This window comes from Pseudomonas rosaeacicularis, from assembly GCF_057128745.1.
In genome coordinates, this window is sequence record NZ_JBSKHT010000003.1 from 342,757 (window position 1) to 364,902 (window position 22,146).

A 22,146-nucleotide genomic window follows, 5' to 3' on the forward strand; every position below is an offset into this window, starting at 1 on the left:
GTGTATGCGTCCGGCCAAATCATCTATCCAGCCCCGCAAAGCCAAGACATGGTGTGCACTTAAATTTAAGTGGGCACCAGTTCTAGTCTCATAAGTGGGTATTTCATGCAGCCAACACGCCGTTCCTACTCCAAGTCCTTCAAAGACCAGGCCATCCAAGAGTGTGCCCAGCCCGGAGCTTCGATTGCCAGCATCGCTCTCAGCCATGGCCTGAATTCTAACCTCGTCCACAAATGGATTCGCCTGCAAACGCAGAACATCACGGCGTTGCAACCTGCGTTTATTCCTATACCTGTACCGCTGGCCGGGGCAAAACCCCACTCATCATCATCGAATATCGGCGTTGAAATTCAGCACCCGCGTGGCACCGTCAAAGTTAATTGGGCAACTGAAAATGCTTCTGCCTGCGCGACCTTTCTTCGAGACCTTCTGCGATGATTTGCATTGACTTAATCTGGCTCGCCACAGAGCCGATGGATATGCGCGCAGGCACCGAAACGGCGCTAGCCAAGGTGATTGCGGTGTTCGGCGTGGCAAAGCCGCACTGTGCTTATCTGTTCGCCAACCGCCGCGCCAATCGCATGGAAGTGCTGGTGCATGACGGCTTCGGAATATGGCTCGCGGCATGCCGGTTGAACCAAGGCAAGTTCCACTGTTCTGGCATTCGCCATGGTTCTGAGATGGAACGGGATACCGATCAACTTCAGGCATTGGTGCTGGGCCTGCCATGGCAACGTGCAGGTTCTGGAGGCTCGATCACACTGCTTTAGCGGCTGCCATTAGCCCATCGACCTATCGCCGCAAATAGCCTGCTCTGGCAAAATTGGTAGGGGTATTCAGTATTCCTGTCGCTGTAGCGTCTCTGTACGAGTTAAATAGCCGGAGAGTGACGGGAAGTACGGTGACAATTCAGACACCACACGACACCGGTGACCAGAAGTGCAATCGCCGCAATTTCATATGAGTCGGGCAGCCGATGCTCCCATAGAAATCCAAAAACCAGCGCCGCTAAAGTCTCAAACACGAACACTTGAGCGCCTGGCAGCCGCAGCACAGTAGGCCGCAATTCAGAATCTGCGCTGAACAAACGTCCCAACGCTTCTTGAATGCAACCGGGCTTGCCACGAACTCGTTTGCGCTATCTCAGCCGCCGATGTGGTGCCCGTCCTCGTGCTGTAGAAACAAATAGGAAATTGAAGTGTTTGAAGTTATCAATTGGCCTGAGGATATGAAGCCCAGCCGCTCACAGATCCACTTCACCAACGAGCTTGAAATTGCAGTCCGTGGAACACAACATTTTCATTGGTCAGGTGCTAAATTTACTCATGGGTCAACTGCTCGGGAACCTGGGTCAGCCTACCTGAAAGGTTATTTTAGAATGGCAGCTGTTCGGCTTTGATAATGTCGTTTCCAGCGCAAATGGCTCATACCTATCTTGAGAAAGAGGAATGACTCATGAAAGCAATCTACATCGTAGCGCTCGGGGCTTTTTTGTCGGGTTGTGCTGGAGGCGGAAGCAGTCCAGCAAAGGACGCGCATTCGCCAGCGTTGCCAGGCGCCAAACAACTTAGTGGTAGCGAAATATCTACCCAATTCGTGGGACGCTCACACCAAAGTGTGACCTCAGGAGGGCAAACGTTCACCGAGATTCTCACAGCCGACGGAAGAGCCAAGATCAATATAGCTGGGAACCCCGAAGCGACCGGAGATTGGCAGATAACTGGCGATGTTATATGTGTTACGTACTCGGCATACGGAAGGGAATGTAACATCGTGAAGGCCGATGACCAGTGGTTCTGGCTCATCGACAAGGATATGGGGACAACCAACAATCGCTTCCCAAGATGATTCTGTGAGCTCATTACAAAGGCCGGTAACAGTAACGACGGGCATAAGTCCGTCGTTAACTTAAAGCAGAAGACCCACTTCACGTCGTTGCACCTTTCTCACCATGCTGGAAAATCTGGAGACATGCCCACCTGAAATTCCCTCTGAAGATGCCAGCCGGGATAATCATTTAACCCGATCTACCTCATTTGAGGCCACCTGTTTGAGCCTGTACAAGGCATACGGCCGAGAGTAGCTTCAATACCAATTTTCAAGGATGGAGATGGCGAGATGAGCAATGATCAACGAATGGTCATTTGGTCAGCAGCTTGGGCGTTAGTCGGAGGTACGGTCGTCTGCACAGGATGCATGCAAAGCCAACGGTTGTCACAGAGCGCAGCGCCTTTCCTCCACGAGTCAGCCTGCAGATCCAAGGATGAGGTCGGCGAGGCTCCATGGGCCGAACTCCAGGACATTCTTGATGCAGAGCGAGGCTGAATTCTCAGCAGATGACGACTTATGCATTGCGGGGCTCCTAAGTAGCGAGCTAGAGAAGCGCTGCTCAGGTTGGAGAGTGTGGCCTGTTCCTCCAACGCGAAATGACTCAATTTACCTTGAGCTGAAGCCTAGCGACCGCATCAAGATCAAGGTTGCTTCGACCACACAGAACTAGGTGATGCAGCCAGTGCTCTCTCTGGCCAGAGGCTTTGGGCTGGCTTATTTCCTGAAGTTTTGCGCTACCGCGCCGTGATAGCTTGACCCAAGCTGGACTGCTGACGTGACGCTTACATGTTGGCGTAAATGAATGCATTAGGAGCCCCATCATGCCGAACTCCTCTCCTCTAACCATCGCCGTATTGCTGGGCTCGGTTCGCTCCGATCGACAGGGCATCAAAGCCGCTAGGCTGCTGCTGAGCGCGCTCGAAGATCGCGGGCACGAAGTGGTACTGGTTGATCCAATGATCACTCGCCTTCCCTTGCTCGATCGCATGTACAAGGAGTATCCCAAAGGATCTGCCCCGGTCGATCTGGAACAACTCGCCGCTCTCTACCGGCGAGCTGACGGCTTCTTGTTGGTGAGTGCGGAATATAATCACGGCGTACCGCCAGCGCTGAAGAACCTCCTCGATCATTTCCTCGAAGAGTATATGTGGCGCCCTTCCGCAATCACGTGTTACTCGGCCGGGGGCTTTGGTGGGGTTCGAGCGGCTATGCAGCTACGGATGATACTAGGTGAGTTAGGCATGCCCAGTATCCCTAGTCTGTTTTCCATCCCGCATATCGGCGATGCGTTGGCTGATGACGGTCGACCTAAGGACGAACGCACGACAAAACAGATGAACAGATTTCTGGACGAATTTGAATGGTACGCCCAGGCACTGCGACGTCAGAGGAAGAATGGCACCCCCTACTGACCTTCACGTCTAAAAGAAAGCGCAGGATGACGGCCGACGGCTAAGTCGGCCTTGCGATTAATTATTCCGCTCGGCTGCATCAACCATCGCAAGCCACTGTTGAACGCTTGGTCGCTCTTGCATTCGAGCGTTCCAAGCACGCAACGCCTCGCACTCTTGCGGCACAGGCAGCTTGACCAGAGAGGCGAAAATCATACCGCCTAGTAACGCAATGTCCGCCATCGAAAAGTGATCGCCCGCTACAAAGGCTTTGTTGCTCAAAACGCTATCAAAATAATGCATCCCCCTGAGTGCCTTGTCCCGCATCCGCTCACCCCACTCCCGGTTTTGATAGAGCTCGACCTCGGGGCCAAGACCCGGCGTTGCGTGGTGGAAGTAAACGCTGACCGCATCCAGAACTTCAATCTCCGCGCGCTTGGTCATCATATGGATCAAACCCTTCTGAGTCGGCGTTTGGCCCGTGAGGACAGGGTCTCCATTCTGGGAATCCAGATACTGAGTGATAGCGGTGCATTCAGCGATCAAAGTGCCGTCCTGTAGTTCCAGAACCGGAAGTGTCCCCGAGTAGTTGATGGCCAAAAACTCAGGTTTCTTATGCTCGCCCTTCCACAGGTTGATCGGGACGAACTCCGCTTGTGAGAGGAGGCCTTTCTCTGCCAAGGCTATGCGGACACGCGCTGGATAGGGGCCGTTGTACCAGTCATAAATTTTCAAAGCGAGGCGTTGGGATGCATCAAAATCTGTTTTTTGGGAGGTCATGATTATTTGCCTGTCTGTCAGATGGTAGGCAAATCCTGCGCGTCTTGGCTTACCCGTGTCAACCCCTACCTGCCAATTGGCAGGTTTGAAATAAAGAGGGTAATATTCGAGCCAGCAACTCAGAGATTTCTTCTAGGGAGACAAAGCGTGAGCGAGAATGCTCGGGAAGCAATCCTGAACGCCGCCAAAATGGCAGCACAAGTTCATGGTTACAGCGGGATCAACTTTCGAAGCATCGGCGATGTGGTCGGCATCAAAAACGCCAGTATCTACTACCACTTTCCGAGCAAAGCCGACCTGGGAGCTGCGGTAGCCCGGCGCTATTGGGAAGACACAGTTACTGCCCTGGAGGTCATTCGTATTGCCAATCCCGACCCGGCCCAAAGCCTGGCGCAGTACCCTTCCATCTTTCGCATTTCACTGGAAACCGACAATAAGCTATGTCTGTCCAGCTTCATGGCGGCCGAATACCATGATCTTCCTGCAGTGGTTCAAAGCGAAGTGCTGGCGTTTGCCGACATCAATGTGGCGTGGCTAGCGCGAGTGCTGGGTGATCTAGGGTTGGGCGATATTAAGGTGTGCGAACGACGTGCCGGCGCTATTTATACCGCTGTTGCCGGCGCTCAGTTGATTTCCCGGACTCGCTCCGATATCGGCGTGTTCGACGAATTGATTCAAAGTTATCGCGAAGCGGGACTCATCCCGACTTAGCGATGCGCAGCACTTTGCGGATGACTAATGAGGCGGCGCAGAGTTGGGGCAAGTGGATCTGAGGTCTGGGCAATGCGCTCCAACCACACATCCATCCGTACGCCGGCGTTTGAGAAATGGTGGTATCACTACGCCGCGCAGGCACGGGCAACGTAGCACTCAACCTGAGCCCCTAGACATGGCTCAACTCAGGCCGGAAAACGCTAAAAATTGCTCTCTTGGGTGCGAGAACATTGGCCTGCGTTAGAGTCTTGAGCAAATAGTGCTGCTGGCGACGGTTGCCCTTAAAGTTGAAGGACGTCTCCATGGCTCTGCCCTATTGAGTTCATGGTCATTGCCGCTCCCGAAGCTGTGGCGTGGCGTTTACTGGTTAGATAATCGAGAAATAAATGCGCAGAATTGGGGCTGAGCTACAGCCTCCACCCGTTATGTAGCAAGGGATTCAGACGCAAATAAAGTGAAATAAATCGGCAACGACTATTTCGATAGTGGCGGCGCGATGGAGGGGGAAGCTACAAGGCGCAAGCGGAGCGCGCAGGCGCGTGGATGAAAGCCCGCAGGGCCAAGACGCCAGCTGCACCGGCGGCTTGGTTCACGACAGCCGGCCCGCAGGGCGCGCCCGACTGAGCAGTTGATAGCGCTGATGCCAGGCGATCAGGTTACCGACTTGGTCATAAACACTCGAGCAAAGCCGTCCTCACTAGCCCGATGGGTTTCCTGATAACCAAGCTTCTTGTAGATATCGATGTTCTCGGTCATCAACTCATGCGTGTAAAGCCGGATAGCCGGAGACCCAATGTCCCTCGCATATTCCTCAGCGAACGCCATTAGTTTTTTCCCGATGCCTTTACCTCTGAACAGAGGCGCGACTGCGACATTCACCAGTAGTAGTTCGGCCTCCTCCGATGCAAGAACTACGACCCCAACGATTTCAGTTCGAAGGACAGTAACGAAAACTTCGCACCGGGTGACGACTTGTCGATAGTCCTCGAGCATAGGGGCAGGTTTTCGGCCAATGCCTACGATGTAAGGCTCGTAGGCCTGAGCTACTAGCGCCGATATCTGTTCTGAATCTTCGATGTCAGCTCTGCGAATTTTCGTTGGCGATCCCATCGGGTGTCCTTGGCTCCATAGTCAAAACAGGTATGCCATGTGACTGCAGATGACTGCAACTCAACGAGACGACGCAGGAACTCGCTCGCCTCTCAATCGAGTAGTACCTCCCTCAGCAGACACCAAGGTAACGTAGCCCGACGCTTTGCAGACCTCATGATCAATGTGGAGGTGCTGTGGGCGGGTCAAATATGGTTGAGTACCCAAAATACGATGAGGCACCAGGTAACGCCTATGGCGACTAATGCCAAGCTGAACTCAAGATGGGTCACGCCCGAGCAGCGTCAAACGAGCGTTTGATTCTCATGCTTGTTGCCGTCATTGATAAGCGAGGGACTGAGGATAGCCTTCGCCCATGTAGAGTAAACACTCGGCCGGATTGATCTTAAAAAGCACCCTCGCGATTGCTGCCGATCTTATTCACGTATTCGGGTTTGTTCGTGAAGGTCTGCACTTATAAAAATATTGCCACTGACTGCTCTTGGGACGCCAGCCTCTAAACTTCAGCCATAAAAAAGCCCCAATTAAGGGGCTTATGAAACGCTTCTGGACTACGAACATCGCTGAAGTACACGTTGTTGCACTGTGGACGAAGAGGAGAGAGACGTCAGTACAGAATGAAAGCACTGTATATCCAGCCACTACTTCTGTCAATAGGGGGGTCGGGTTCGATCAGCGAGTCATCCAATAATTGGATGTCGCCTGAACCAGAGATCCAAACGCGTCTTGGGGCGATCTCATAGACTCACCTGGGGACGTAGTGGCAGACAAAGGAAACAGGCATCCCCAGTGGAGGCCCGCAAGGTCACTCAAGGCGGCGATCAGATGTCGTACCACGGCTCCTCACCTACATCGAATTCGCCGAAGGAGCCAAGGTAAAGCCGGCGGCAAGGCATCATGGTGATGAAGCCCTCTTCGAGGAGCATCTTCGGGATTGACCACATCAAATCTGTTATTTCCCACGGTTCCGACACCACCGGCTTGAGCCGCTCGACGATGGCGTCCAAGTCGAAATCCCGCATCGCGATAAATGGCCCAGACCTGTCATAACTCTCGTAAATACCCGACGCGATGGAGATGACTTCGCCTTGTTTTACGATCGTGCCGGACATGTGTCTTTCCTCAAAGCTAAGCGGATGGCAGGCTTGAGTTGGGCCATTCCGTCATGATCAATGCGATACATAAGGAGGCAGGTGATGGTGACTGTTTGCTGAGCGCAGAAAATCGCGGAGGCTTTTTCGACCAAAACCCTTTCTAAACGTAGCAACGGCATACCTGCTGTTCAGTGTCGTAAGTACCCAGAAACGTCCTTCACGCTCCGCCCTTACGATGTCTGAAGTCCGGATGAAGTGCCCATCCTCGAATCGTCCAAGGTTGTCTTTACGGGCATGGCCAAAGACTACTCCCACGCCAGTTCTGGACACGACGAATACACTGCAAAGATAAGCAGTGACAGGCCTGTGAAAGCCTTGGTCTTGAGCTTTCGTAATGCGCTTGAGATCAAAATAGGTAAGTCGTTTGCCGTGGTAATTGATTTCAATCGTATTTGTCATACTGTTAGCCTGTGAATCATTTGCTGATGGCAAGAACACACCGCGTCAAACGTGCAGGTTTGCTGCGGGCATTCAATTATGTCAGGCGGCCCGAATCATGCTCGAGAGGAAAATTGGATGTAGATTTGTGAGCAATCCGGGGTGGAAATCCGGTTGGTGGGAGCTGTAATAAACCGAGCCGCTCTCTACTTCGAGCACGAAAACTTCGCATCCCGCTTCATCGTTACCCACGGACACGCTATTTAGTGATTCCAATTTCCAGCTTTTATCGCCCGTCATCCACGACGGAATGAAACCCTGGACGTCGGTAACAATTTTATGGGCGTTTTGGCTGATCAACATTCGCTGAAGCTCATGTCGGGTATCAAACATGTACGATAGCTCGGTCGAGCACCCATCTTCCTCAATCTGGAGTGTTGCGTGGTACCAGTGTGTTTTAAGAAGCCGGGAAACCACGCGCCAAAGGGTTTGGCCTTCACCGAACATCCCCGGTACTCCGGCAATGTCGTCATCGTCAGTTCTAAACATGGAAGTCTCTGCATGTGTGAGTTGCCAAGACGGCACTGGTTATTCGAAGAAAGAAAAAATTGTCTGGAGGCTAGCGGTCTGCCCATGGCCAAGGCCGATCAGCACGTAGATCGTGTTCTTGGTTTCAAACATCACGCCGTCATCAAAGCCGACGCACATCGTCGAGCGAACCCACCCCCCCGGCGGAAACCGACCCCGGCTGTCATGGATGACGTTTTGAGAGAAAACGAAAAGAGGCAGATGGTTGGCTGCGTGGACTTTTTCGAGTTCGTCTGGCGTCAGGTCGGCACGGAAGATTGTCCAGTCCTCTACTAGGCAATAGCTCCTGCCAGGAAAGCCTTCCTCCAACAGTTTCATGGCCTCTTCTTTGGAGGCGACTGGGCTTTGGATGGAAGTGCGAGCTCCTTTAAGGAGTTCAATTTCGATAGGGCCAGCCATGGCAGCTCTCTCTTGGAGTGATACGCATAAATTGACAGCGGTCGGTCTGTGTCAGCGTTGCGTACAGTCAGCTGAACCGCCAAAATCACCTATGCATAACTATATATATTTGAACGGTGATTGGCAAACACGGCATACCGTCTCTTTTGACGGGATGTTGGAATGTCTTTGCGTCGCCCCTTTGCTGCTGTTCTGCAGCTACTTCGACTATCCAAAGGGTTGCAGCAGCAAGCCGTTGGTGGAGACGTTACTCAGGCCTACGTCAGTCTCTTGGAGGCTGCTAAAGCGACAGCGAATATTGATGTGACCGCCGCGCTGGCGGACTCGCTGCACCTTAGCCCTGCAACATTCTTCGGGCTGACCATCGCTGCCAAAGAAAACCGTACCCCAAGAGAGGTCATGTCTTCAGTCATTGCTGAACTGGAAGATCTGGGGCTTGCTGACACGCTTCTGCCCTCGGCGCCTAGATTGCTCGAGGCGCCAAGGGTGACTGAAGGACGGGAACGCAAGCAACAGATCCAGAAGCTCAAAGTCCAAGGCTATAGCCGTGCCCAGGTGTCCCGGGAGTTGGGGTACGGATGGACTACGGTCAATCGTTTCTGGGATGACGAGGGTGGCAATTGATGGCTTTTATTCGTCCGACATATCTCGGCTACCGGGGATCGCCCGATACCTTGAGGGCTTCAAATGCTCAACTGTCTTAACCAAGCTATTCGGGTTGTTAGGAGGAGACGGGCGCCTACTTATAGCCAGTGATGGCTTTTGGCCCGGTCGACGGCTAGGATCTGGAACTCATTATCATCAAGGACGGATATGAAGAGTCTCATCGCAGCAATGGGCGTTTGTTTGGTACTTGGCGGTTGCGCTACGTCACACTTCACCGCCGGGAGGGACTTCTCTTCGGCTAGTGTGGCGAGCATCACTAAAGGCAAAACCACGACTGCTGAGTTGAAGTCGCTATTTGGTGAGCCCTACGCCAAGAGTGCTGTCAGCGAGACTGACGAAAAGTGGATCTACACCTACACCAATGGCTCAGCCCATGCCCAAAGCTACGTGGTCACTATGAAGGTGACGACTACAGGCACTCAGAAAACTCTCGACGTCTTGATCCGAAATGACGTGGTCATCAACTACACGTTCAGCGAAGGCCCCGCTCCAGGTACGACTACCGCGACCAACTAAGACCTCTGCCTTACAGGTGGGCAGTTCTACGCGTTGTGCGGAGTCCTGTTGATGGAGCAACTGATTTGGACAGAATGTATGCCTTCGTAGACGAGTCGGGAAACTCTGACCTGGACACTTCGAAAAAAGGAAGCTCACGCTTCTTCGTCGTCTGCTCCATCCTCGTCGCTGAAAAAGATCTAGAAACTGCCTATGGGCAAGGAGAGGCAATACGTAAGCGCCACTTTCAAACCGGCGAAATCAAGTCCAATACCCTCAAGGCTAAGCATTCAGACCGACGCGCTCGCATTCTCGCCGAGCTAGCTGAACTGCCGCTCAAGCTTTACTTAACCGTCGTCGACAAATCTCGAATCCACTTGGACGGCGGCCTTAGGTTCAAAACCTCCTTCATCAAGTTCACCAATGGAATGCTGTACGACCGCTTGTTCGGCAGCTTCCGGAATCTCCAGATGATCGTCGATGAGCATGGTGGCCTCGAGTTTCAGCAAAGCCTTAAGAGCTACGTTGCGGATCGCTTCGTTGATGATCTATTCGGCGACAAGGACGCTTTCCGGACTAAGTCGAGTAAGGATGACGTTCTGATTCAAGTGGCAGACTTTTTCGCAGGCACTGTCGCGCAGATATACGAGAGCAAGGCTTCAGAAGACGTGGTGCGGGCCTACAAAGCCGTCCTCCGTGATCTGACTCTTGACCTTGTGGAGTGGCCTCGTAAATACCAAGATCTGCTGCCGCCACCCCTAGACGAATCGGCGTATGCCGACTACCAGGTGCACGAGGAAGCGCTCCGCCAAGCTGAGCGTTTTAGCGAGCGGCTAGGCCGGCATCCCGATGAAGATGGGCGCCTTCAGTTGTGCATCTTGAATTTCTTGCGATTTCAAAGCAAGTTCGTCACCAAGGACTATGTGCCCACATCCGAAATCATTGATCACCTACAAGATAGCGGCTTCGGGGAGCTTTCCGACCAGAAGATTCGCTCCAGTGGCATAGCCAAACTACGCGACGCAGACGTTATTATCACAAGCTCCGCCAAGGGCTACAAAATTCCTCAAACTAGAGCGGATATCAAAGAATTTCTTGAGAGAGCCTCAGGGATAGTCGTGCCTCTGCTAGAGCGGGTCAAAAGGGCCCAGCGAATTTATCGGCTGAGTAGCCTTGGGGAATACGACATTGTGAAGGCCGCCAATCTTACCGAGCTCGCCAAGCTGATCGATTCATTGGAGGCATTCGCTCATGAGTGAGGCTAGGCAAGGCGCCGACGCTGTCGTACTGGCTTCAGCATCAGCGAAGCTGATCCAGGATGAAGTGCTGGAGGTGCTTCGAGAGGCTAAGGTGCTCGCTCGGAGATTCTACAAGCTGACTGGCAAGCCACTGGGAGTTACTGGCGAGGTGGCGGAGTACGAGGCGGCGACCAAACTTAACCTCCAATTACATGCTGCCAGACAGGCTGGCTACGATGCGACAGAGATCCGAGACGGCGGCGTTGCAAGGATCCAGATTAAAGGCCGATGTATTCTCAACCCCTTGAAGATCAATGGGCGCATGGGGGCAATCGACCTGCGGCAGCCTTTCGATTCTGTGCTGTTAGTGCTGCTTGATTCTGAGTTCAATGCATTCGCGATGTACGAAGCGAGTCGCGGCAAGGTGGAAGCTGCTCTTATCCTGCCAGGCTCAAAAGCTAGAAACGAACGAGGCGCGTTGGCCATTAGGCAATTCATGTCGATAGCTACCCTGCGTTGGGCTCGCCAAGACACTCCTGTTACTTATTCGTGACAAACCTGAAGCGCAAGCGGAGCGCGCGGCCCATGATGGGCCAAAGGCTTGAGGATGGAAGCCCGTAGGGTCAAAACCTGCGCAGCAGGGTTTGGTTCACGACAGCCGTACCCCGAAGTGGGGCAAGCCCAAAGCGGATATACCGTGAATCGCCATTGAACTACCAGGCAGGAAGATGGCCGAAGGCGTCCCTAAGTAGACCCTGCGTCATGACCGAAGCGGGGCCTTGAAGATAGTACTCCTGGCTGCTGATATCAAAACGCACAGGATTAATATGAATGACAGTCGCACCATTACCCAAAGCACGTAATGGGACTTGAGCCGCAGGGTAGACAATCCTCGACGTACCAATCGAGAGGAAGACATCGCATTCCTCGGCAGCTGCCAGATCTGCGCTCCATGACGCAGACTATTCCTCAGCGAGGATGTGTTTGGCATTACCTAGGAGGCGGGCGAGATTCGGCTGCTTCACTAGGCCTGTAGCGAGCTCCATAGGCATTCCAAGGCGTCCAAGTATGCAAAGCGTGAACAGAACCTGAAGCCGAAGCACCAATGCAACCAATGCGGCACCCTTCAGAGCCTTTTTCTCGCCTTTTTCATCGTAGTGGGCGTGATAGTTTCTGGTGTTTTTGGTGTCCTTTACCATTAGCTCAACGGTCGCCTGGCCTCCAAATACTTCAACGAAGGGCTCCAGTAGTACAGCCAGCCGCTCACCTAGCGTCAGTTCATTCGCGAAGCATAGGCGTTGCTTGACCCATTCCCGCTCAGCCTCGGGCACCGCGTCCACGATGCCTTTAAGCTTTTTGGTGAACTCCGCCGTTGACAACCTATACCCCGGTAGAGTCCTACGATGAAAGGCTTCAAGTGCCTGGGCAATGGCCAGAAACTTTGTATCGTTATAGGCCAGGCCTTCATCCTGGACGGCGAAATAATGATGAAGAGCTGGCATCAGCGTGTCGTACTCGTCCAGCCATGCTTGAATCATTGCGCTGAACTGCTCAGCAATTTGCGAGTAAGGAAGAAGCATCGCCCGAACACGCGTTTTCTTGGCGGTCGTTCCATTGTTCAAACTCTGAAAGAACACGTCCTGCCAGCGAGGTATTTCCTCTCCTTCTTCTATAGAGCTTACGCGGAGCGAATGGATAGCGACTGGGTGCCCAATGCATAGAGCTAGGAAGCGGGTGATCTTGTGCGAGAGAGATACGAAGAAAGATAGCGGCTTGCAGGAGTCGGATTTGATGGTGAGGCATGCTTGCTGTCGAAGCTCGGTAACTGGGTATTTGACCCTACCTGGGAAGGTAGCCTTCATCCCGATCTCAAGTACGACACCCTCCTGCAGGCTGCATGAGACAGTCGACGGCATGCCAAAGTCGATTATCCAGTCAGAGGATTTCATTCCCGGGATCGGTCTGAAGGCGGATTTCCCATACCATTCGCTCAGCTCATCCACGGCAAACTCAAACTGGTCGAACTGGCACTCTTCAGGCATCCCCATCCCGATGTAAGCGATCCGAGCGGTGATCAGAGATGTAGCGGCACCGCCGCCGAGCGATAAATTCATGGTTTCATAGGAGCAGTCTTCGAGAGTGGTGTACCCACCTTCGATTTTCCCTATCAGACGACCGATAAACATCTCATCAAGTGATACGAACGCATTTTCATCTGACGTCAGATGAAGTTCAATCCGTCCACCATCCAGAATTTTCAGGATTCCTGGATAGCGTTTATCAGGTTCGGTGGGAGTGAAGAAAAATCCATTTTTTACGGTGGGTTCAAAAACGCGCATCAGGTCACTCCTTGGAGCCTATTAGCGGTGCGTTGAGGCAATGACTGAGCATAACCGTTGGACATGGGTTTGAGATTTTTGCAGGGATTTGGTTTACGGCAGCCGTACCCCACAGGCCGATTGAGCGAGGACGGATCGCGATCTATACCGCCGATGCTGAGTACCTTACCAACCGGGTATTGAAGATCATGCCAGGCGAAAAGCTCCCTCGCATTTTGAGGGGTGTTCGGGTCGAAGTTGATCTAGAGGTGTAAGACCCGGCTGTATCAATCAGCTCCAATGCCAGACGCCCCCCAAGCACGGCGTTTAGCTCGTAAAAAAACACTTGATCGCAACGATCCGGTCAACGTCATTTGACTACCAGTGTCTCCTTGCCAGTGACTGGGTCGCGGGAACTCTCAATGTGACAGGGACTGTCATTTCCAACCTCGTTGAATAACGAAATGACCTGATCGATAGTGATGAACGACAAAAACTTATTCTTATCCCGGTCGGAGGTAAAGAAAACTCCGCACAGGCCCCCGTCAGCTGACTGACAGGGTGCAAGAACAACGCTGTGGATGATTCTCCCGCAAACGAACATTAGGTCTCGGGACTCTTCGTTACTCCTGCCCAGGTCGTAAAGTTCGTCGAGCTTGTGGTTATTTTTCCACGTTACGGGCTTAACGTTTGCATACTTCCTGAGGGAGAGAAAAAGGTTACGTGTCCTATCGGTAAGCTTCGTGGGTGTTTCGATAAGCCTCCTAACCGAATAGAAACCGATGAGGACGTCGCGCTCGACCTGGGCAATCTGATTATCAGAAAGGTCTTTCGAGGCCTTAAGCGTCTTCAGACGCTTGGCCAATTTCAGCAGCGGCAGCTTCCAGTCTTCGCTTTCCCAGACCATGTTGTGAGTCCTTAGAATTGAGCCAATGAATAGGAAAAGCGGCATGACCACATGGAGATTATGAGCGCACCAGAAGTATGTCCATCACCGTCGAGAGGCGTCGAAATCAGGATACGGTTGGTTAATGCAATGCGCGCGGATCTGTTTTGTTACGGTGTCCAATTAGGGAGTCCGCCCATCCAGCGAGTGCGGCCATGAAAAAAAGAACTGCGAAATAGCGCGTCAGTACATCCTTGTGAATAGACCAACCTGTCAGGCGTACGACTTCACGCCATTTGCAAATCTGCCTACCAGGAGGTACCCAACGCAATCTGAAGTCAAGCCGAGCAGGCAATTGCCGCTTCATTGCAGGTTTCATCATGAGCAGCACATGGTTATCGGAATCAATCCTGCGCTCAGCGGTAAGCCGACCGATTGGTAACACCTGTCGGAGGTTAGATCACGCCTACCGCGATCTCCACCTGTCCATTCACCAGTCAAGCGAATGAAATTACGATGTTATCGTGGAGTAGAAACCTCTGCCCTTCCGCAATCCCGGGATAGCGATCAGCAAATTGGTAATGCACGTAGTAAGCAAATTGCTTCATCAATAGGGAGTTATTGATGGCGACATTTATAGCAATCTGCAGGCCCGGCACACAAACCCAGCGACCAATATTCAGGCGATGAATAAGCCATGAATTGAAGGGACATGTTGGCTAGCGCTGAACCTCGCTGTCTAAAAAATCTCAAACGCTCCTCCATCCAACCACGAATTCGCTTGGCACCGGAAATTCTTAACGCCAGCTAGGCGGACTCCGAGAGCCACACAGCCCCAGACACCCCAATGCAATCGCGAAACAGACCAGGGCCAACAGCAGCACGTACATTAACGACGCACAGATAACTGACGAAACCGCGATTGTGCCGTCGAAATCTTTCGATGGAAGCCCGGTGGCCTGTGCAACGGCCCATCGTGCAGCCAGGTAATGCCCGCATGCATAAAGGTCATCACAGAGCGGCTGAATTCGTACCGCACGATCAATGCGAGCAAGACCTAGCTAAATCCAACGAGCGTCGCTTTACCCTTTATAGCTCATTGCCTCTATGGGTGGTACGATCTCGATCATGTTGCTGCACCGTCATTCACAGCCTCCACAGGACATAAGGCTTATATGAGCGATACAAAATCACTTGCTGTCGTCTTCGTGCATGGCTTCACTGGCGGCAGCGAGACTTGGCAAAATACGCAAGGAGTGAAGTTCAAAGAGCTCCTGGAGTGCGATGCGGAAATCGCAGACGCATTTGATATGATTGAATTCGAATACTATACGCAAATTTCTGATATTTTCAGTACAGATCTAGTGCAGAAAGCGATATCGCTATTCGGGTTCAAACCCAAAGTCAGATATAATAGACCTATAAAAAAACTTGCTCATGAATTGAAGACCTTTCTACAACTCAATGCAGAACAATATGTGGGAGTGGTGTTAATCGGACACAGCATGGGCGGTCTGATTTGCAAAGAGGTCATTCTTAGCCAAGAGCGAGATGATGAACCAGCAATCAGCGGCTACGTGTCTATAGCTGTGCCACACAAAGGCTCACTAGAGTCTTTATTATTCTCCATTGTGAATATAAACAGCAAAGAGCTTGTACCACTTAACGAATATACGAGCGACCTTAACAATCGATGGATTGACAATAAAGGCAAACTTCCGGAATCTGCTTACATCATCGGCCAGCATGACCAGTACGTTCGTGATACCAGCAGCCTTCCCTTCACAACAAGGTCGTATAATGTCCCGCACGACCATAGCAGTGTCTGCAAACCTGAGTCCATCAACGATGGCTCATACAAAGCCGTACTTAAGTTCCTCAAAAAAATCGCCAAGAATCAGAGAATGTCGGAGCTGGCAGGGTTAAGCTATGACGATGTATCCCCTGATTACGACAAAGAAATATTTGTTATCAAAATGATCCTCTGTGACATCGGCGAAAAAGGGATGGACGATGCTAAAGAATCATTTTTTAGCGCAGAAATAATAACCAAAGCTGCCGATAGTGAAGATAAAGTGCTGTTACAGGACTTGAGAAAGAAGGTTCTTTCACTATATCGACAGACGTTCAATCTCCACGCCAGCTCCAACACGCCTCCAAACACAATATTCGCCGAAGTGCATCAGCAGCTCCTTAATCAAGATAAGTCAACATTGGAGGCAGGCGCCAAGTACATAAATTTCTTACATAAGAAAGGATTACTTCATCAAGCCGCCAATAGCCTATGCACGACTGTGACTTGGTCAAATCACACGACCGTTGAAGAAATCAAGAGCATGCTAAAGTGAGCTTAGATTACGCATTCTTCGATTATAGAGATGAGCGTTATGCGGCTCTGTTCAGACTTTGGCTAGTCATCGATAAGCTCTCAAAAAACAAAAAAGAAAAACTTCAGCTCACGCTGTATAAGACGCAGCAAATTGATCAAATTATAAAACACCCTGTTCTCTTCAAAAAAACCTGTGAACTTCTCAGCGGTTCAAACCAAGCTCGCCACGTTGGCGAGGCTTTGTATAGCACATCACTAAATCACAGTTTCGCGGCCGAGAAAAAAGATTTCATGAGTAAAATCATGCAACTTGTGCAAGCGGAAATAATCGCTGTGATCAAAGAGGGTGATCAGTGGCTGTTGAGGTGTCTGATCCCCCCTCCACCATCGAAATCCGAGAGCCATGTCCATATAGAAAGCCAAATTATTGCGATCAAGGGCATTGTTTTAAAATCTGAGTCTATAGTCGACAAGCTAATTCTGGGTGCATAATGGAATCCAACCCGTCACTGATTATCAATCGCCTAGTTCTCGCGGGCATAAACGGAAACTATGAGGCTACCTTTAAGTCAGGTCTCAACATTGTGCAGGGTTCTATGGACTCAGGAAAATCTACAATCCTGCATATGATTAACTACTGCCTTGGTGGTTCTAACAAGAAAATCCTCTATGACGAGGTGAGAGCGAAGGTTAGGACTATATTCCTCGAACTATCACTCAACGGCAACGTTTTTACTCTTGAACGTCCACTGCTGGAACCGAAATCCGCAGTAAAGGTATACTCCAGTCACTTTCAAGATCGCAACGATTTCTTTCCTCAATTTATGTCAGCTGATTCAACGGGTAATATGCCAGACGGCTGGTTATCTGACTTCATCCTTGAGAACCTTGGAATTGCCAAGGTTAAAATTAAAGAATCTTTGTCGAGAGCCGATGCAGACGAAGACAGATTAAGTTTTAGAGACCTAATGAAACTTATGTTTTTGAGGCAGACTGACGTCGGATCGGACTCACTGCTAGATTACAGAAATCCGGCAGTGTTCATTAAGAACGTTGCCGTCCAAAAGTTTGTTTACAACGTTCATGACGAGCGCTTGGCGTCGTTACAAACACAAAGAAAAACTGAAAATGACAGTTTAAAGCAGTTGAAATCCACGCAAGAAACGCTTTCAAAATTCCTTAAGGAAGTGGGAGTTCCTTTAGACGATTTATCTTTCGGCGACAAAATCGATAATGCCAAGCTAGAGATTTCCGAACTGGACGCCGCAGTTCACAATCTAAAGCAAAACTTCGAATTGACCTCGCAGACATCGCTAGCACTTCGCAAGACGATCAATGTTCTGAGAGCGGAGCTTGATGAAAAATCAAAAAACATTACCGCGACGAAAAGGCGTATTGCGGAATTTACGAAGCTGAAGGCAACCTACAGAATAGAGCTTGACAACATCCAGCTATCCAAACTTGCCAGACCTTTTTTATCGCTAGTACCATTAGACAAGTCCATCCCTTGTCCAATGTGCAACAGTGACTTACCGATCGCATCACAGGCTATTCCGGCGGACGAAATTGATGCAGTTGAGCGTTCAGTAAAGAATAAGCTTTCAGGACTAGACTCAAGTATAAAATCTTCGCTCGAAAAAATTGAACTGTATCAGGCTGAATACAACCAGTCAGAGTCCCTCATAAGTAATCACACGCAAATCTTTGACGCTAACAACATAACAAGTATTTCTCCGATAATCTTGATGATCGAGACTGCAGAGAAAGCGAAAGTCCAAGCCCATGTTGAGCTTTCATCACTAAAGAAAAACCTGGCAATCTTCAGAAAATACGATGAGACACAAGCCAAGATAAACAGCAAAATTACTGTTATATCTAACATAGATTTGCTCATTCGAAATGTGGAATCTGGACTGACAGGTTTAGCCGACATCGTATCCAAACTTAAAATCATTTTCTCAAAATACATAACGTCTAGCGGAGTTCAAAACGCAACAGGCATATCATACAACAATCAGTTTGTTCCTCAGTTTAGAAATATCTCGTACTATGATCACCTGTCAGGCGGAGTAAGAACAGTCATTTCAATAGGCACATTTCTCGCCCGATTCATATACGGTTTACAGTCACCATGTAATCTGCCGCCTTTTCTTATGATTGACACCCCTGGACAAAACATAGGAAGAAGGAAAAACGAAGGTGATGACGTAACAGTCTCAGACCCAGCTATCTATGAGACCATATACGCGCAACTTCTATCTGCCATAGATTATGCATCGGGCAAAGATATAGATTGTCAAATAATTGTTGTAGATAACGATTTTCCCGACATTCTGATTCGAGATGAAAATAATGAGAGGTACCATCTCGTAAAGCAGTTTCAGAAGAATAATCCTAAATTCGAGAAAGGGCTTATTCATGACGCTTGAGAGCCAAAGGTGACCCTTGATCATTGCTGCGCTGCTCCTACCGATGCGGGTGGGGATTGACCTTCCGAAGGTTGAGCTGGGACTACAAAAACACTTACAGTCTAGAGGATCCCTCCAGACTCATCTGCCAGCGCGATTCTCAGATCTAGAATGAGGAGCAAGCGGAGCGCGCCGGCCCGAAAGGGCCAAAGGCGTGAGGATGGAAGCCCGTCAGGGTCGAGACACGTAGTGGCTCGATTCACGACAGCCGGCCGGAACGGCACGCCCAAACCTCAAGTCCCTCTAGGCTTGGCCCGCGCCGTAGCCTCAGCCACCAATGGGTCATCAGGCCAAAAATGCTTCGGATATCTACCCATGTGATCCTTCTTCACCTCTACACAGGTACTACACCAGAAATTGGCTAGATCCTGAATAACGAAGCTGTCGGTCGTTGACAAGAGATGCAGCGTCGGCGGCGGGGTTGGTGTAGTGCCAATGTGAGAGATTTTTCCAAGCCCAAAAGCTCCCGTATCAGGCCTAGAAGACAAAGAGGGGCGATGGCAGGTTTCCTCTTCAAGAGTCACATTGTGAGTCTAAGACCGAGTGGAGTAGTCACAACTTTATAACCAACGATTCTGGGGGTGAAAGCCGTTCGCGCACCTACACACCTACACAACTTTCGTATATCCGTGTCCATTAAGAGTTCGATTCCCTTCACCCGCTCCAACCAATTCCCGTCCCGCGTCGCCTCCCCGGCTGACGCAGGACAACAAAAAACCGGCTCTCTTCAGAGCCGGTTTTTTTGTGGGCCGGATTTCTCCGGCCGCTGACAGCATTCAGCCGTTAACGATGCTTGCGCTTGTGCTTATTGCGGTTGGATTTGTGGTCGTCACCGCCCAGGTTGTTACCTACCGCGCCGCCCGCTGCGCCGCCAAGGCCTGCGCCGATGGTTGAGCCGGTCGAGCCGCCGAGTTGATTGCCGATGAGCGAGCCACCGGCCGAACCCAGACCGCCACCCAGCGCAGCTTCCACCCGATTGCCTTTCTTGGCTGCCACTGCACCGCCTGCCGCGCCGCCGACGCCTGCGCCGACTGCTGCGCCAGTGCTGCCGCCCATTTGCTGACCGAGCACGTTACCCAGCGCTCCGCCCAGGCCGCCGCCGACTGCTGCCGTGCCATCGCCTGCGGCGAAAGCGCCTTGAGATACCGCGAACGTCAGGGCTAAAACGGAAAGTGTACTGCGCATGATGGCTTTCTCTGTTGAGGTTGATGGCATTCTGATTGCTTACACGTCAGACAGCAACGCGCGCTTGGGTTTGCCGACATCTGGTATCAACTTTGAAACACAATGTAAAAAGCCTCGGCAATTGCCGAGGCTTTTCTGGACGGCTGCTGCGTCATTTCGTTTGGGCTTGCCGTACTGGCGCTGTTCGCTGTTTGTAGGCTGGTAGGGAAGCTGCGAATGCCATCGCTTCCTCTTTTGTGCCAAAAGACCCGAGCCGGTCATCGTGGGTGCAGACTCGCCAAGGCCCATTGTTCACATTAATCACTTCGTAACCATTGAGATGCATTTTTTGCAGTACCGGAGTGCTCATAGTCACCACCATTGTTGTCATTGTTCCGTGAATGTCCGACCCACCTTACGCCCGACCGAGCCCTGCACGCATAAGGACTCGACGAAGGGCACTCAAGGTTTCAGGGGGATTTCTTCGTCTTCTTCAGACAAGCTTTTGCCGTCATCGGGATGCTTCCAGGTTTGCGGCGGGGGCATTTCGTCTGCTTCGGCGAGCGTGTCATCGATATGTTCAACGCGCTCGAACTCTTGGGCTTCAGCACTTTTCTCCTTTTCCCCGCCCCGTTCCATGGGACTTGGGTGCGGGCCAGGACTTTGCGCGGCGGTGCTGTTCACAGGATCGGTTTTCATGATTTACCTCGTGATCAAACGGGCGACGATGAATCTGATGCGCAGCTGACTTTTAGAAGTCGCCACATCTGGCGGGTTCGAATTATTTTGAACCGCGCGTCGCGCAGCCCTGTCGTTGACAATGCAGGGCTAGGTTCCTATAAGTCCTCTGCTTTTCGGCGCCCCGGCCACGGCAATCCTCAAACCCACAGCGAAGCGAGAACATGGAACACACGGATTTTGACGCAGCCCTCGCGCACTGGGACGAGTTGCAGACCACCACGCCCTGCACCGGACTGCTGCTGGGCAACGGCGCCAGTCTGGCGGTGTGGAAAAATTTCTCTTACTTCTCGCTGTTCGATCTGGCTCAGACCACCCGCAACAAGCCCTTGAGCCCCACTGAACTGGCGCTGTTCAAAGCCATGGAAACCAACAACTTCGAGCCAGTGCTCAGCGCTCTGAAGACCTCCATCCGGGTAAACGCAGCGCTGACGATCAGCTCATCCTCACCGCGCAATCGCTATTTCGCCATCAAGGAAGCACTGATACACGGCGTGCGCTCTGTGCATATCCCGTGGAGGTTGATGGAGCAGAAGACGCTGTCGGCCATCAGTCAGGCTTTGAGCGCGTACGGCAGCGTGTACTCGACCAACTACGATCTACTTGCCTATTGGGCTGCGATGCATGGCCAAGGGCAATTCGATGATCTGTTTGGTGAGGACGCGACGTTCCAACTTCATGACACCAAGCCCAGTGCTACCAGACTGCTGTATCTGCATGGCGGCATGCACCTGGTGAAGAACTTCGACGGCAGCGCCCGCAAACTGCTGTCTTCGGAAAGCACTTTGCTCGGCAGCTTCGCCGTCAACGCACTGGACGACGTGCCGCTGTTCGTCTGCGAAGGCAGCAGCGAGGAGAAGCTCAAGGTCATTCGCGGCTCGGATTATCTGTCGTTCTGCAACGCTCAACTGGCTCGCCATGAAGGCGCGCTGTGCATCTTTGGCCATGCGCTGGGCAAACAGGATCGACATATCGTCGATGCAGTGCGCGAGGCGAAACCTGCCAGTATCGCAATCTCAATCCTGCCGCGCAGCGAGTCGTTCATTCAGCATCAAAAGCGTCACTACAGCGCGCTGTTTGAGGACCTGGGAGTGGCGTTGAAGTTTTTTGATGCGAAGACGCATCCGCTGGGGGATGCAGGGTTTTTGGTGCCGGTGGAGAAGCTAAAGGTCTGAAGGCCTGGGTCGCCCAGGCCAACGCTTCATTTCTACCCAGCCCAACCCGATCACTCGTTACCTTGTCCCAAAGACCCCACCACAACGGCCCCACCTGGTGATTTTTTATTGACGCTCGTGGCGACGGTTTCCGTGGTGAATCGCACGCTGCTCAGGACCGCGAGGCGGTCACTGCTGGTGGTTTTGACAATGCTGCCGCCCCACTGCGCCGCAACCATTGCCAGCCAGGCGAACAGGAACACCACGATTGCTTGCAACGCCCATTTTCCGATGATCGACATAATGTTTCTCCTGGCTGAATTCGTTGGCGTAAGTTTGACCATCA

25 protein-coding genes and 2 pseudogenes are annotated in these 22,146 nt (G+C 51.7%); 13 read left to right on the forward strand and 14 right to left on the reverse strand.

Annotated features, from left to right (window positions below; genetic code table 11):
• The first annotated feature begins 105 nt into the window (after nt 1-105).
• Nucleotides 106-438 carry an IS66-like element accessory protein TnpA gene (gene tnpA / locus ACWKWM_RS06135; protein WP_483845263.1) on the forward strand — a complete coding sequence of 111 codons (333 nt, stop codon included), beginning with the start codon at nt 106-108 and terminating at the stop codon, nt 436-438.
• Nucleotides 435-770, forward strand: a complete 336-nt coding sequence (gene tnpB, locus ACWKWM_RS06140) for an IS66 family insertion sequence element accessory protein TnpB (protein WP_483845264.1) — start codon at nt 435-437, stop codon at nt 768-770. Before tnpA ends, tnpB begins: the two co-directional genes overlap by 4 nt.
• 101 nt (nt 771-871) lie before the next feature.
• Here tnpB and ACWKWM_RS06145 read toward each other — a convergent pair.
• Nucleotides 872-1,033 (reverse strand): annotated as a pseudogene (locus ACWKWM_RS06145) (EamA/RhaT family transporter); the annotation flags it as partial.
• A 422-nt stretch (nt 1,034-1,455) separates the two neighbouring features.
• On the opposite strand from ACWKWM_RS06145, the gene ACWKWM_RS06150 reads away from it, so the two are divergent.
• Together ACWKWM_RS06150 and ACWKWM_RS06155 are read left to right on the forward strand one after the other, a co-directional pair.
• A complete protein-coding gene (locus tag ACWKWM_RS06150; RefSeq protein ID WP_483845265.1) occupies nt 1,456-1,848 on the forward strand; it encodes a hypothetical protein in 393 nt (130 codons plus the stop codon).
• An 803-nt stretch (nt 1,849-2,651) separates the two neighbouring features.
• Nucleotides 2,652-3,242 (forward strand): NADPH-dependent FMN reductase, encoded by a 591-nt coding sequence (locus tag ACWKWM_RS06155; protein WP_483845266.1) that lies wholly within the window; start codon nt 2,652-2,654, stop codon nt 3,240-3,242.
• Nucleotides 3,243-3,299: 57 nt separating this feature from the next.
• Here the strand turns inward: ACWKWM_RS06155 and ACWKWM_RS06160 are convergent, their stop codons facing one another.
• Nucleotides 3,300-4,001, reverse strand: a complete 702-nt coding sequence (locus tag ACWKWM_RS06160) for a glutathione S-transferase (protein WP_483845267.1) — start codon at nt 3,999-4,001, stop codon at nt 3,300-3,302.
• Between the two features lie 147 nt (nt 4,002-4,148).
• Between ACWKWM_RS06160 and ACWKWM_RS06165 the strand changes: the two genes are divergently transcribed.
• Entirely contained in the window at nt 4,149-4,712 is a 564-nt protein-coding gene (locus tag ACWKWM_RS06165) for a TetR/AcrR family transcriptional regulator (protein ID WP_483845268.1), read from the forward strand.
• 654 nt (nt 4,713-5,366) lie between these two features.
• Here ACWKWM_RS06165 and ACWKWM_RS06170 read toward each other — a convergent pair.
• From ACWKWM_RS06170 to ACWKWM_RS06190, 5 genes are all read right to left on the reverse strand, one after another.
• Nucleotides 5,367-5,825, reverse strand: coding sequence for a GNAT family N-acetyltransferase (locus tag ACWKWM_RS06170; protein ID WP_483845269.1), 459 nt, complete (start codon nt 5,823-5,825; stop codon nt 5,367-5,369).
• An 821-nt stretch (nt 5,826-6,646) separates the two neighbouring features.
• Nucleotides 6,647-6,937: a hypothetical protein gene (locus ACWKWM_RS06175; protein WP_483845270.1), complete on the reverse strand. Its 291-nt coding sequence runs from the start codon at nt 6,935-6,937 to the stop codon at nt 6,647-6,649.
• A gap of 57 nt (nt 6,938-6,994) precedes the next feature.
• Nucleotides 6,995-7,378: a hypothetical protein gene (locus ACWKWM_RS06180; RefSeq protein ID WP_483845271.1), complete on the reverse strand. Its 384-nt coding sequence runs from the start codon at nt 7,376-7,378 to the stop codon at nt 6,995-6,997.
• Between the two features lie 81 nt (nt 7,379-7,459).
• The gene (locus ACWKWM_RS06185; protein WP_483845272.1) at nt 7,460-7,906 is read right to left on the reverse strand and encodes a hypothetical protein; all 447 of its coding nucleotides are present in this window, start codon (nt 7,904-7,906) and stop codon (nt 7,460-7,462) included.
• 39 nt (nt 7,907-7,945) lie between these two features.
• Nucleotides 7,946-8,344, reverse strand: coding sequence for a DUF6957 family protein (locus ACWKWM_RS06190; protein ID WP_483845273.1), 399 nt, complete (start codon nt 8,342-8,344; stop codon nt 7,946-7,948).
• A gap of 162 nt (nt 8,345-8,506) precedes the next feature.
• On the opposite strand from ACWKWM_RS06190, the gene ACWKWM_RS06195 reads away from it, so the two are divergent.
• The 4 genes from ACWKWM_RS06195 (at nt 8,507) to ACWKWM_RS06210 (ending at nt 11,296) form a co-directional block, all read left to right on the forward strand.
• Entirely contained in the window at nt 8,507-8,968 is a 462-nt protein-coding gene (locus tag ACWKWM_RS06195) for a helix-turn-helix domain-containing protein (RefSeq protein WP_483845274.1), read from the forward strand.
• A 189-nt stretch (nt 8,969-9,157) separates the two neighbouring features.
• Entirely contained in the window at nt 9,158-9,526 is a 369-nt protein-coding gene (locus tag ACWKWM_RS06200) for a hypothetical protein (RefSeq protein WP_483845275.1), read from the forward strand.
• Between the two features lie 74 nt (nt 9,527-9,600).
• Nucleotides 9,601-10,764: a DUF3800 domain-containing protein gene (locus ACWKWM_RS06205; protein WP_483845375.1), complete on the forward strand. Its 1,164-nt coding sequence runs from the start codon at nt 9,601-9,603 to the stop codon at nt 10,762-10,764.
• Nucleotides 10,757-11,296, forward strand: coding sequence for a hypothetical protein (locus ACWKWM_RS06210; protein WP_483845276.1), 540 nt, complete (start codon nt 10,757-10,759; stop codon nt 11,294-11,296). Before ACWKWM_RS06205 ends, ACWKWM_RS06210 begins: the two co-directional genes overlap by 8 nt.
• A gap of 409 nt (nt 11,297-11,705) precedes the next feature.
• Here ACWKWM_RS06210 and ACWKWM_RS06215 read toward each other — a convergent pair whose 3' ends face one another.
• Nucleotides 11,706-13,082: an ApeA N-terminal domain 1-containing protein gene (locus ACWKWM_RS06215; RefSeq protein ID WP_483845277.1), complete on the reverse strand. Its 1,377-nt coding sequence runs from the start codon at nt 13,080-13,082 to the stop codon at nt 11,706-11,708.
• A gap of 349 nt (nt 13,083-13,431) precedes the next feature.
• Complete coding sequence (locus tag ACWKWM_RS06220) at nt 13,432-13,968, reverse strand: hypothetical protein (protein WP_483845278.1); 537 nt, start codon at nt 13,966-13,968, stop codon at nt 13,432-13,434.
• 1,154 nt (nt 13,969-15,122) lie between these two features.
• On the opposite strand from ACWKWM_RS06220, the gene ACWKWM_RS06225 reads away from it, so the two are divergent.
• From ACWKWM_RS06225 to ACWKWM_RS06235, 3 genes are read left to right on the forward strand one after another with little or no spacing between them, the layout of a single operon-like run.
• Nucleotides 15,123-16,295 (forward strand): ABC-three component system protein, encoded by a 1,173-nt coding sequence (locus ACWKWM_RS06225; RefSeq protein ID WP_483845279.1) that lies wholly within the window; start codon nt 15,123-15,125, stop codon nt 16,293-16,295.
• Complete coding sequence (locus tag ACWKWM_RS06230; protein ID WP_483845280.1) at nt 16,292-16,768, forward strand: hypothetical protein; 477 nt, start codon at nt 16,292-16,294, stop codon at nt 16,766-16,768. Before ACWKWM_RS06225 ends, ACWKWM_RS06230 begins: the two co-directional genes overlap by 4 nt.
• Nucleotides 16,768-18,705 (forward strand): AAA family ATPase, encoded by a 1,938-nt coding sequence (locus ACWKWM_RS06235; protein ID WP_483845281.1) that lies wholly within the window; start codon nt 16,768-16,770, stop codon nt 18,703-18,705. Before ACWKWM_RS06230 ends, ACWKWM_RS06235 begins: the two co-directional genes overlap by 1 nt.
• A gap of 272 nt (nt 18,706-18,977) precedes the next feature.
• On the opposite strand, the pseudogene ACWKWM_RS06240 reads toward ACWKWM_RS06235, so the two are convergent.
• From ACWKWM_RS06240 to ACWKWM_RS06255, 4 genes and pseudogenes are all read right to left on the reverse strand, one after another.
• Nucleotides 18,978-19,241, reverse strand: a pseudogene (locus tag ACWKWM_RS06240) (ATP-dependent helicase C-terminal domain-containing protein); the annotation flags it as partial.
• A 286-nt stretch (nt 19,242-19,527) separates the two neighbouring features.
• Complete coding sequence (locus ACWKWM_RS06245; protein WP_483845282.1) at nt 19,528-19,929, reverse strand: glycine zipper domain-containing protein; 402 nt, start codon at nt 19,927-19,929, stop codon at nt 19,528-19,530.
• 151 nt (nt 19,930-20,080) lie between these two features.
• Nucleotides 20,081-20,278, reverse strand: coding sequence for a DUF2188 domain-containing protein (locus tag ACWKWM_RS06250; protein ID WP_483845283.1), 198 nt, complete (start codon nt 20,276-20,278; stop codon nt 20,081-20,083).
• Nucleotides 20,279-20,370: 92 nt separating this feature from the next.
• A complete protein-coding gene (locus tag ACWKWM_RS06255; RefSeq protein WP_483845380.1) occupies nt 20,371-20,607 on the reverse strand; it encodes a hypothetical protein in 237 nt (78 codons plus the stop codon).
• A 203-nt stretch (nt 20,608-20,810) separates the two neighbouring features.
• On the opposite strand from ACWKWM_RS06255, the gene ACWKWM_RS06260 reads away from it, so the two are divergent.
• Complete coding sequence (locus tag ACWKWM_RS06260) at nt 20,811-21,821, forward strand: DUF4917 family protein (protein WP_483845284.1); 1,011 nt, start codon at nt 20,811-20,813, stop codon at nt 21,819-21,821.
• Nucleotides 21,822-21,871: 50 nt separating this feature from the next.
• On the opposite strand, the gene ACWKWM_RS06265 is transcribed toward ACWKWM_RS06260, so the two are convergent.
• A complete protein-coding gene (locus ACWKWM_RS06265) occupies nt 21,872-22,102 on the reverse strand; it encodes a hypothetical protein (protein WP_483845285.1) in 231 nt (76 codons plus the stop codon).
• Between the last annotated feature and the right edge of the window lie 44 nt (nt 22,103-22,146).

What these genes read in the sequence shown, in the direction of transcription:
- tnpA (WP_483845263.1), top strand. Translation starts at nt 106, where the DNA reads ATGCAGCCAACACGCCGTTCCTACTCCAAGTCCTTCAAAGACCAGGCC.
- tnpB (WP_483845264.1), top strand. Translation starts at nt 435, where the DNA reads ATGATTTGCATTGACTTAATCTGGCTCGCCACAGAGCCGATGGATATG.
- ACWKWM_RS06150 (WP_483845265.1), top strand. Translation starts at nt 1,456, where the DNA reads ATGAAAGCAATCTACATCGTAGCGCTCGGGGCTTTTTTGTCGGGTTGT.
- ACWKWM_RS06155 (WP_483845266.1), top strand. Translation starts at nt 2,652, where the DNA reads ATGCCGAACTCCTCTCCTCTAACCATCGCCGTATTGCTGGGCTCGGTT.
- ACWKWM_RS06160 (WP_483845267.1), bottom strand. Translation starts at nt 4,001, where the DNA reads ATGACCTCCCAAAAAACAGATTTTGATGCATCCCAACGCCTCGCTTTG.
- ACWKWM_RS06170 (WP_483845269.1), bottom strand. Translation starts at nt 5,825, where the DNA reads ATGGGATCGCCAACGAAAATTCGCAGAGCTGACATCGAAGATTCAGAA.
- ACWKWM_RS06175 (WP_483845270.1), bottom strand. Translation starts at nt 6,937, where the DNA reads ATGTCCGGCACGATCGTAAAACAAGGCGAAGTCATCTCCATCGCGTCG.
- ACWKWM_RS06180 (WP_483845271.1), bottom strand. Translation starts at nt 7,378, where the DNA reads ATGACAAATACGATTGAAATCAATTACCACGGCAAACGACTTACCTAT.
- ACWKWM_RS06185 (WP_483845272.1), bottom strand. Translation starts at nt 7,906, where the DNA reads ATGTTTAGAACTGACGATGACGACATTGCCGGAGTACCGGGGATGTTC.
- ACWKWM_RS06190 (WP_483845273.1), bottom strand. Translation starts at nt 8,344, where the DNA reads ATGGCTGGCCCTATCGAAATTGAACTCCTTAAAGGAGCTCGCACTTCC.
- ACWKWM_RS06195 (WP_483845274.1), top strand. Translation starts at nt 8,507, where the DNA reads ATGTCTTTGCGTCGCCCCTTTGCTGCTGTTCTGCAGCTACTTCGACTA.
- ACWKWM_RS06200 (WP_483845275.1), top strand. Translation starts at nt 9,158, where the DNA reads ATGAAGAGTCTCATCGCAGCAATGGGCGTTTGTTTGGTACTTGGCGGT.
- ACWKWM_RS06205 (WP_483845375.1), top strand. Translation starts at nt 9,601, where the DNA reads ATGTATGCCTTCGTAGACGAGTCGGGAAACTCTGACCTGGACACTTCG.
- ACWKWM_RS06210 (WP_483845276.1), top strand. Translation starts at nt 10,757, where the DNA reads ATGAGTGAGGCTAGGCAAGGCGCCGACGCTGTCGTACTGGCTTCAGCA.
- ACWKWM_RS06215 (WP_483845277.1), bottom strand. Translation starts at nt 13,082, where the DNA reads ATGCGCGTTTTTGAACCCACCGTAAAAAATGGATTTTTCTTCACTCCC.
- ACWKWM_RS06220 (WP_483845278.1), bottom strand. Translation starts at nt 13,968, where the DNA reads ATGGTCTGGGAAAGCGAAGACTGGAAGCTGCCGCTGCTGAAATTGGCC.
- ACWKWM_RS06225 (WP_483845279.1), top strand. Translation starts at nt 15,123, where the DNA reads ATGAGCGATACAAAATCACTTGCTGTCGTCTTCGTGCATGGCTTCACT.
- ACWKWM_RS06235 (WP_483845281.1), top strand. Translation starts at nt 16,768, where the DNA reads ATGGAATCCAACCCGTCACTGATTATCAATCGCCTAGTTCTCGCGGGC.
- ACWKWM_RS06245 (WP_483845282.1), bottom strand. Translation starts at nt 19,929, where the DNA reads ATGCGCAGTACACTTTCCGTTTTAGCCCTGACGTTCGCGGTATCTCAA.
- ACWKWM_RS06250 (WP_483845283.1), bottom strand. Translation starts at nt 20,278, where the DNA reads ATGAGCACTCCGGTACTGCAAAAAATGCATCTCAATGGTTACGAAGTG.
- ACWKWM_RS06255 (WP_483845380.1), bottom strand. Translation starts at nt 20,607, where the DNA reads ATGAAAACCGATCCTGTGAACAGCACCGCCGCGCAAAGTCCTGGCCCG.
- ACWKWM_RS06260 (WP_483845284.1), top strand. Translation starts at nt 20,811, where the DNA reads ATGGAACACACGGATTTTGACGCAGCCCTCGCGCACTGGGACGAGTTG.
- ACWKWM_RS06265 (WP_483845285.1), bottom strand. Translation starts at nt 22,102, where the DNA reads ATGTCGATCATCGGAAAATGGGCGTTGCAAGCAATCGTGGTGTTCCTG.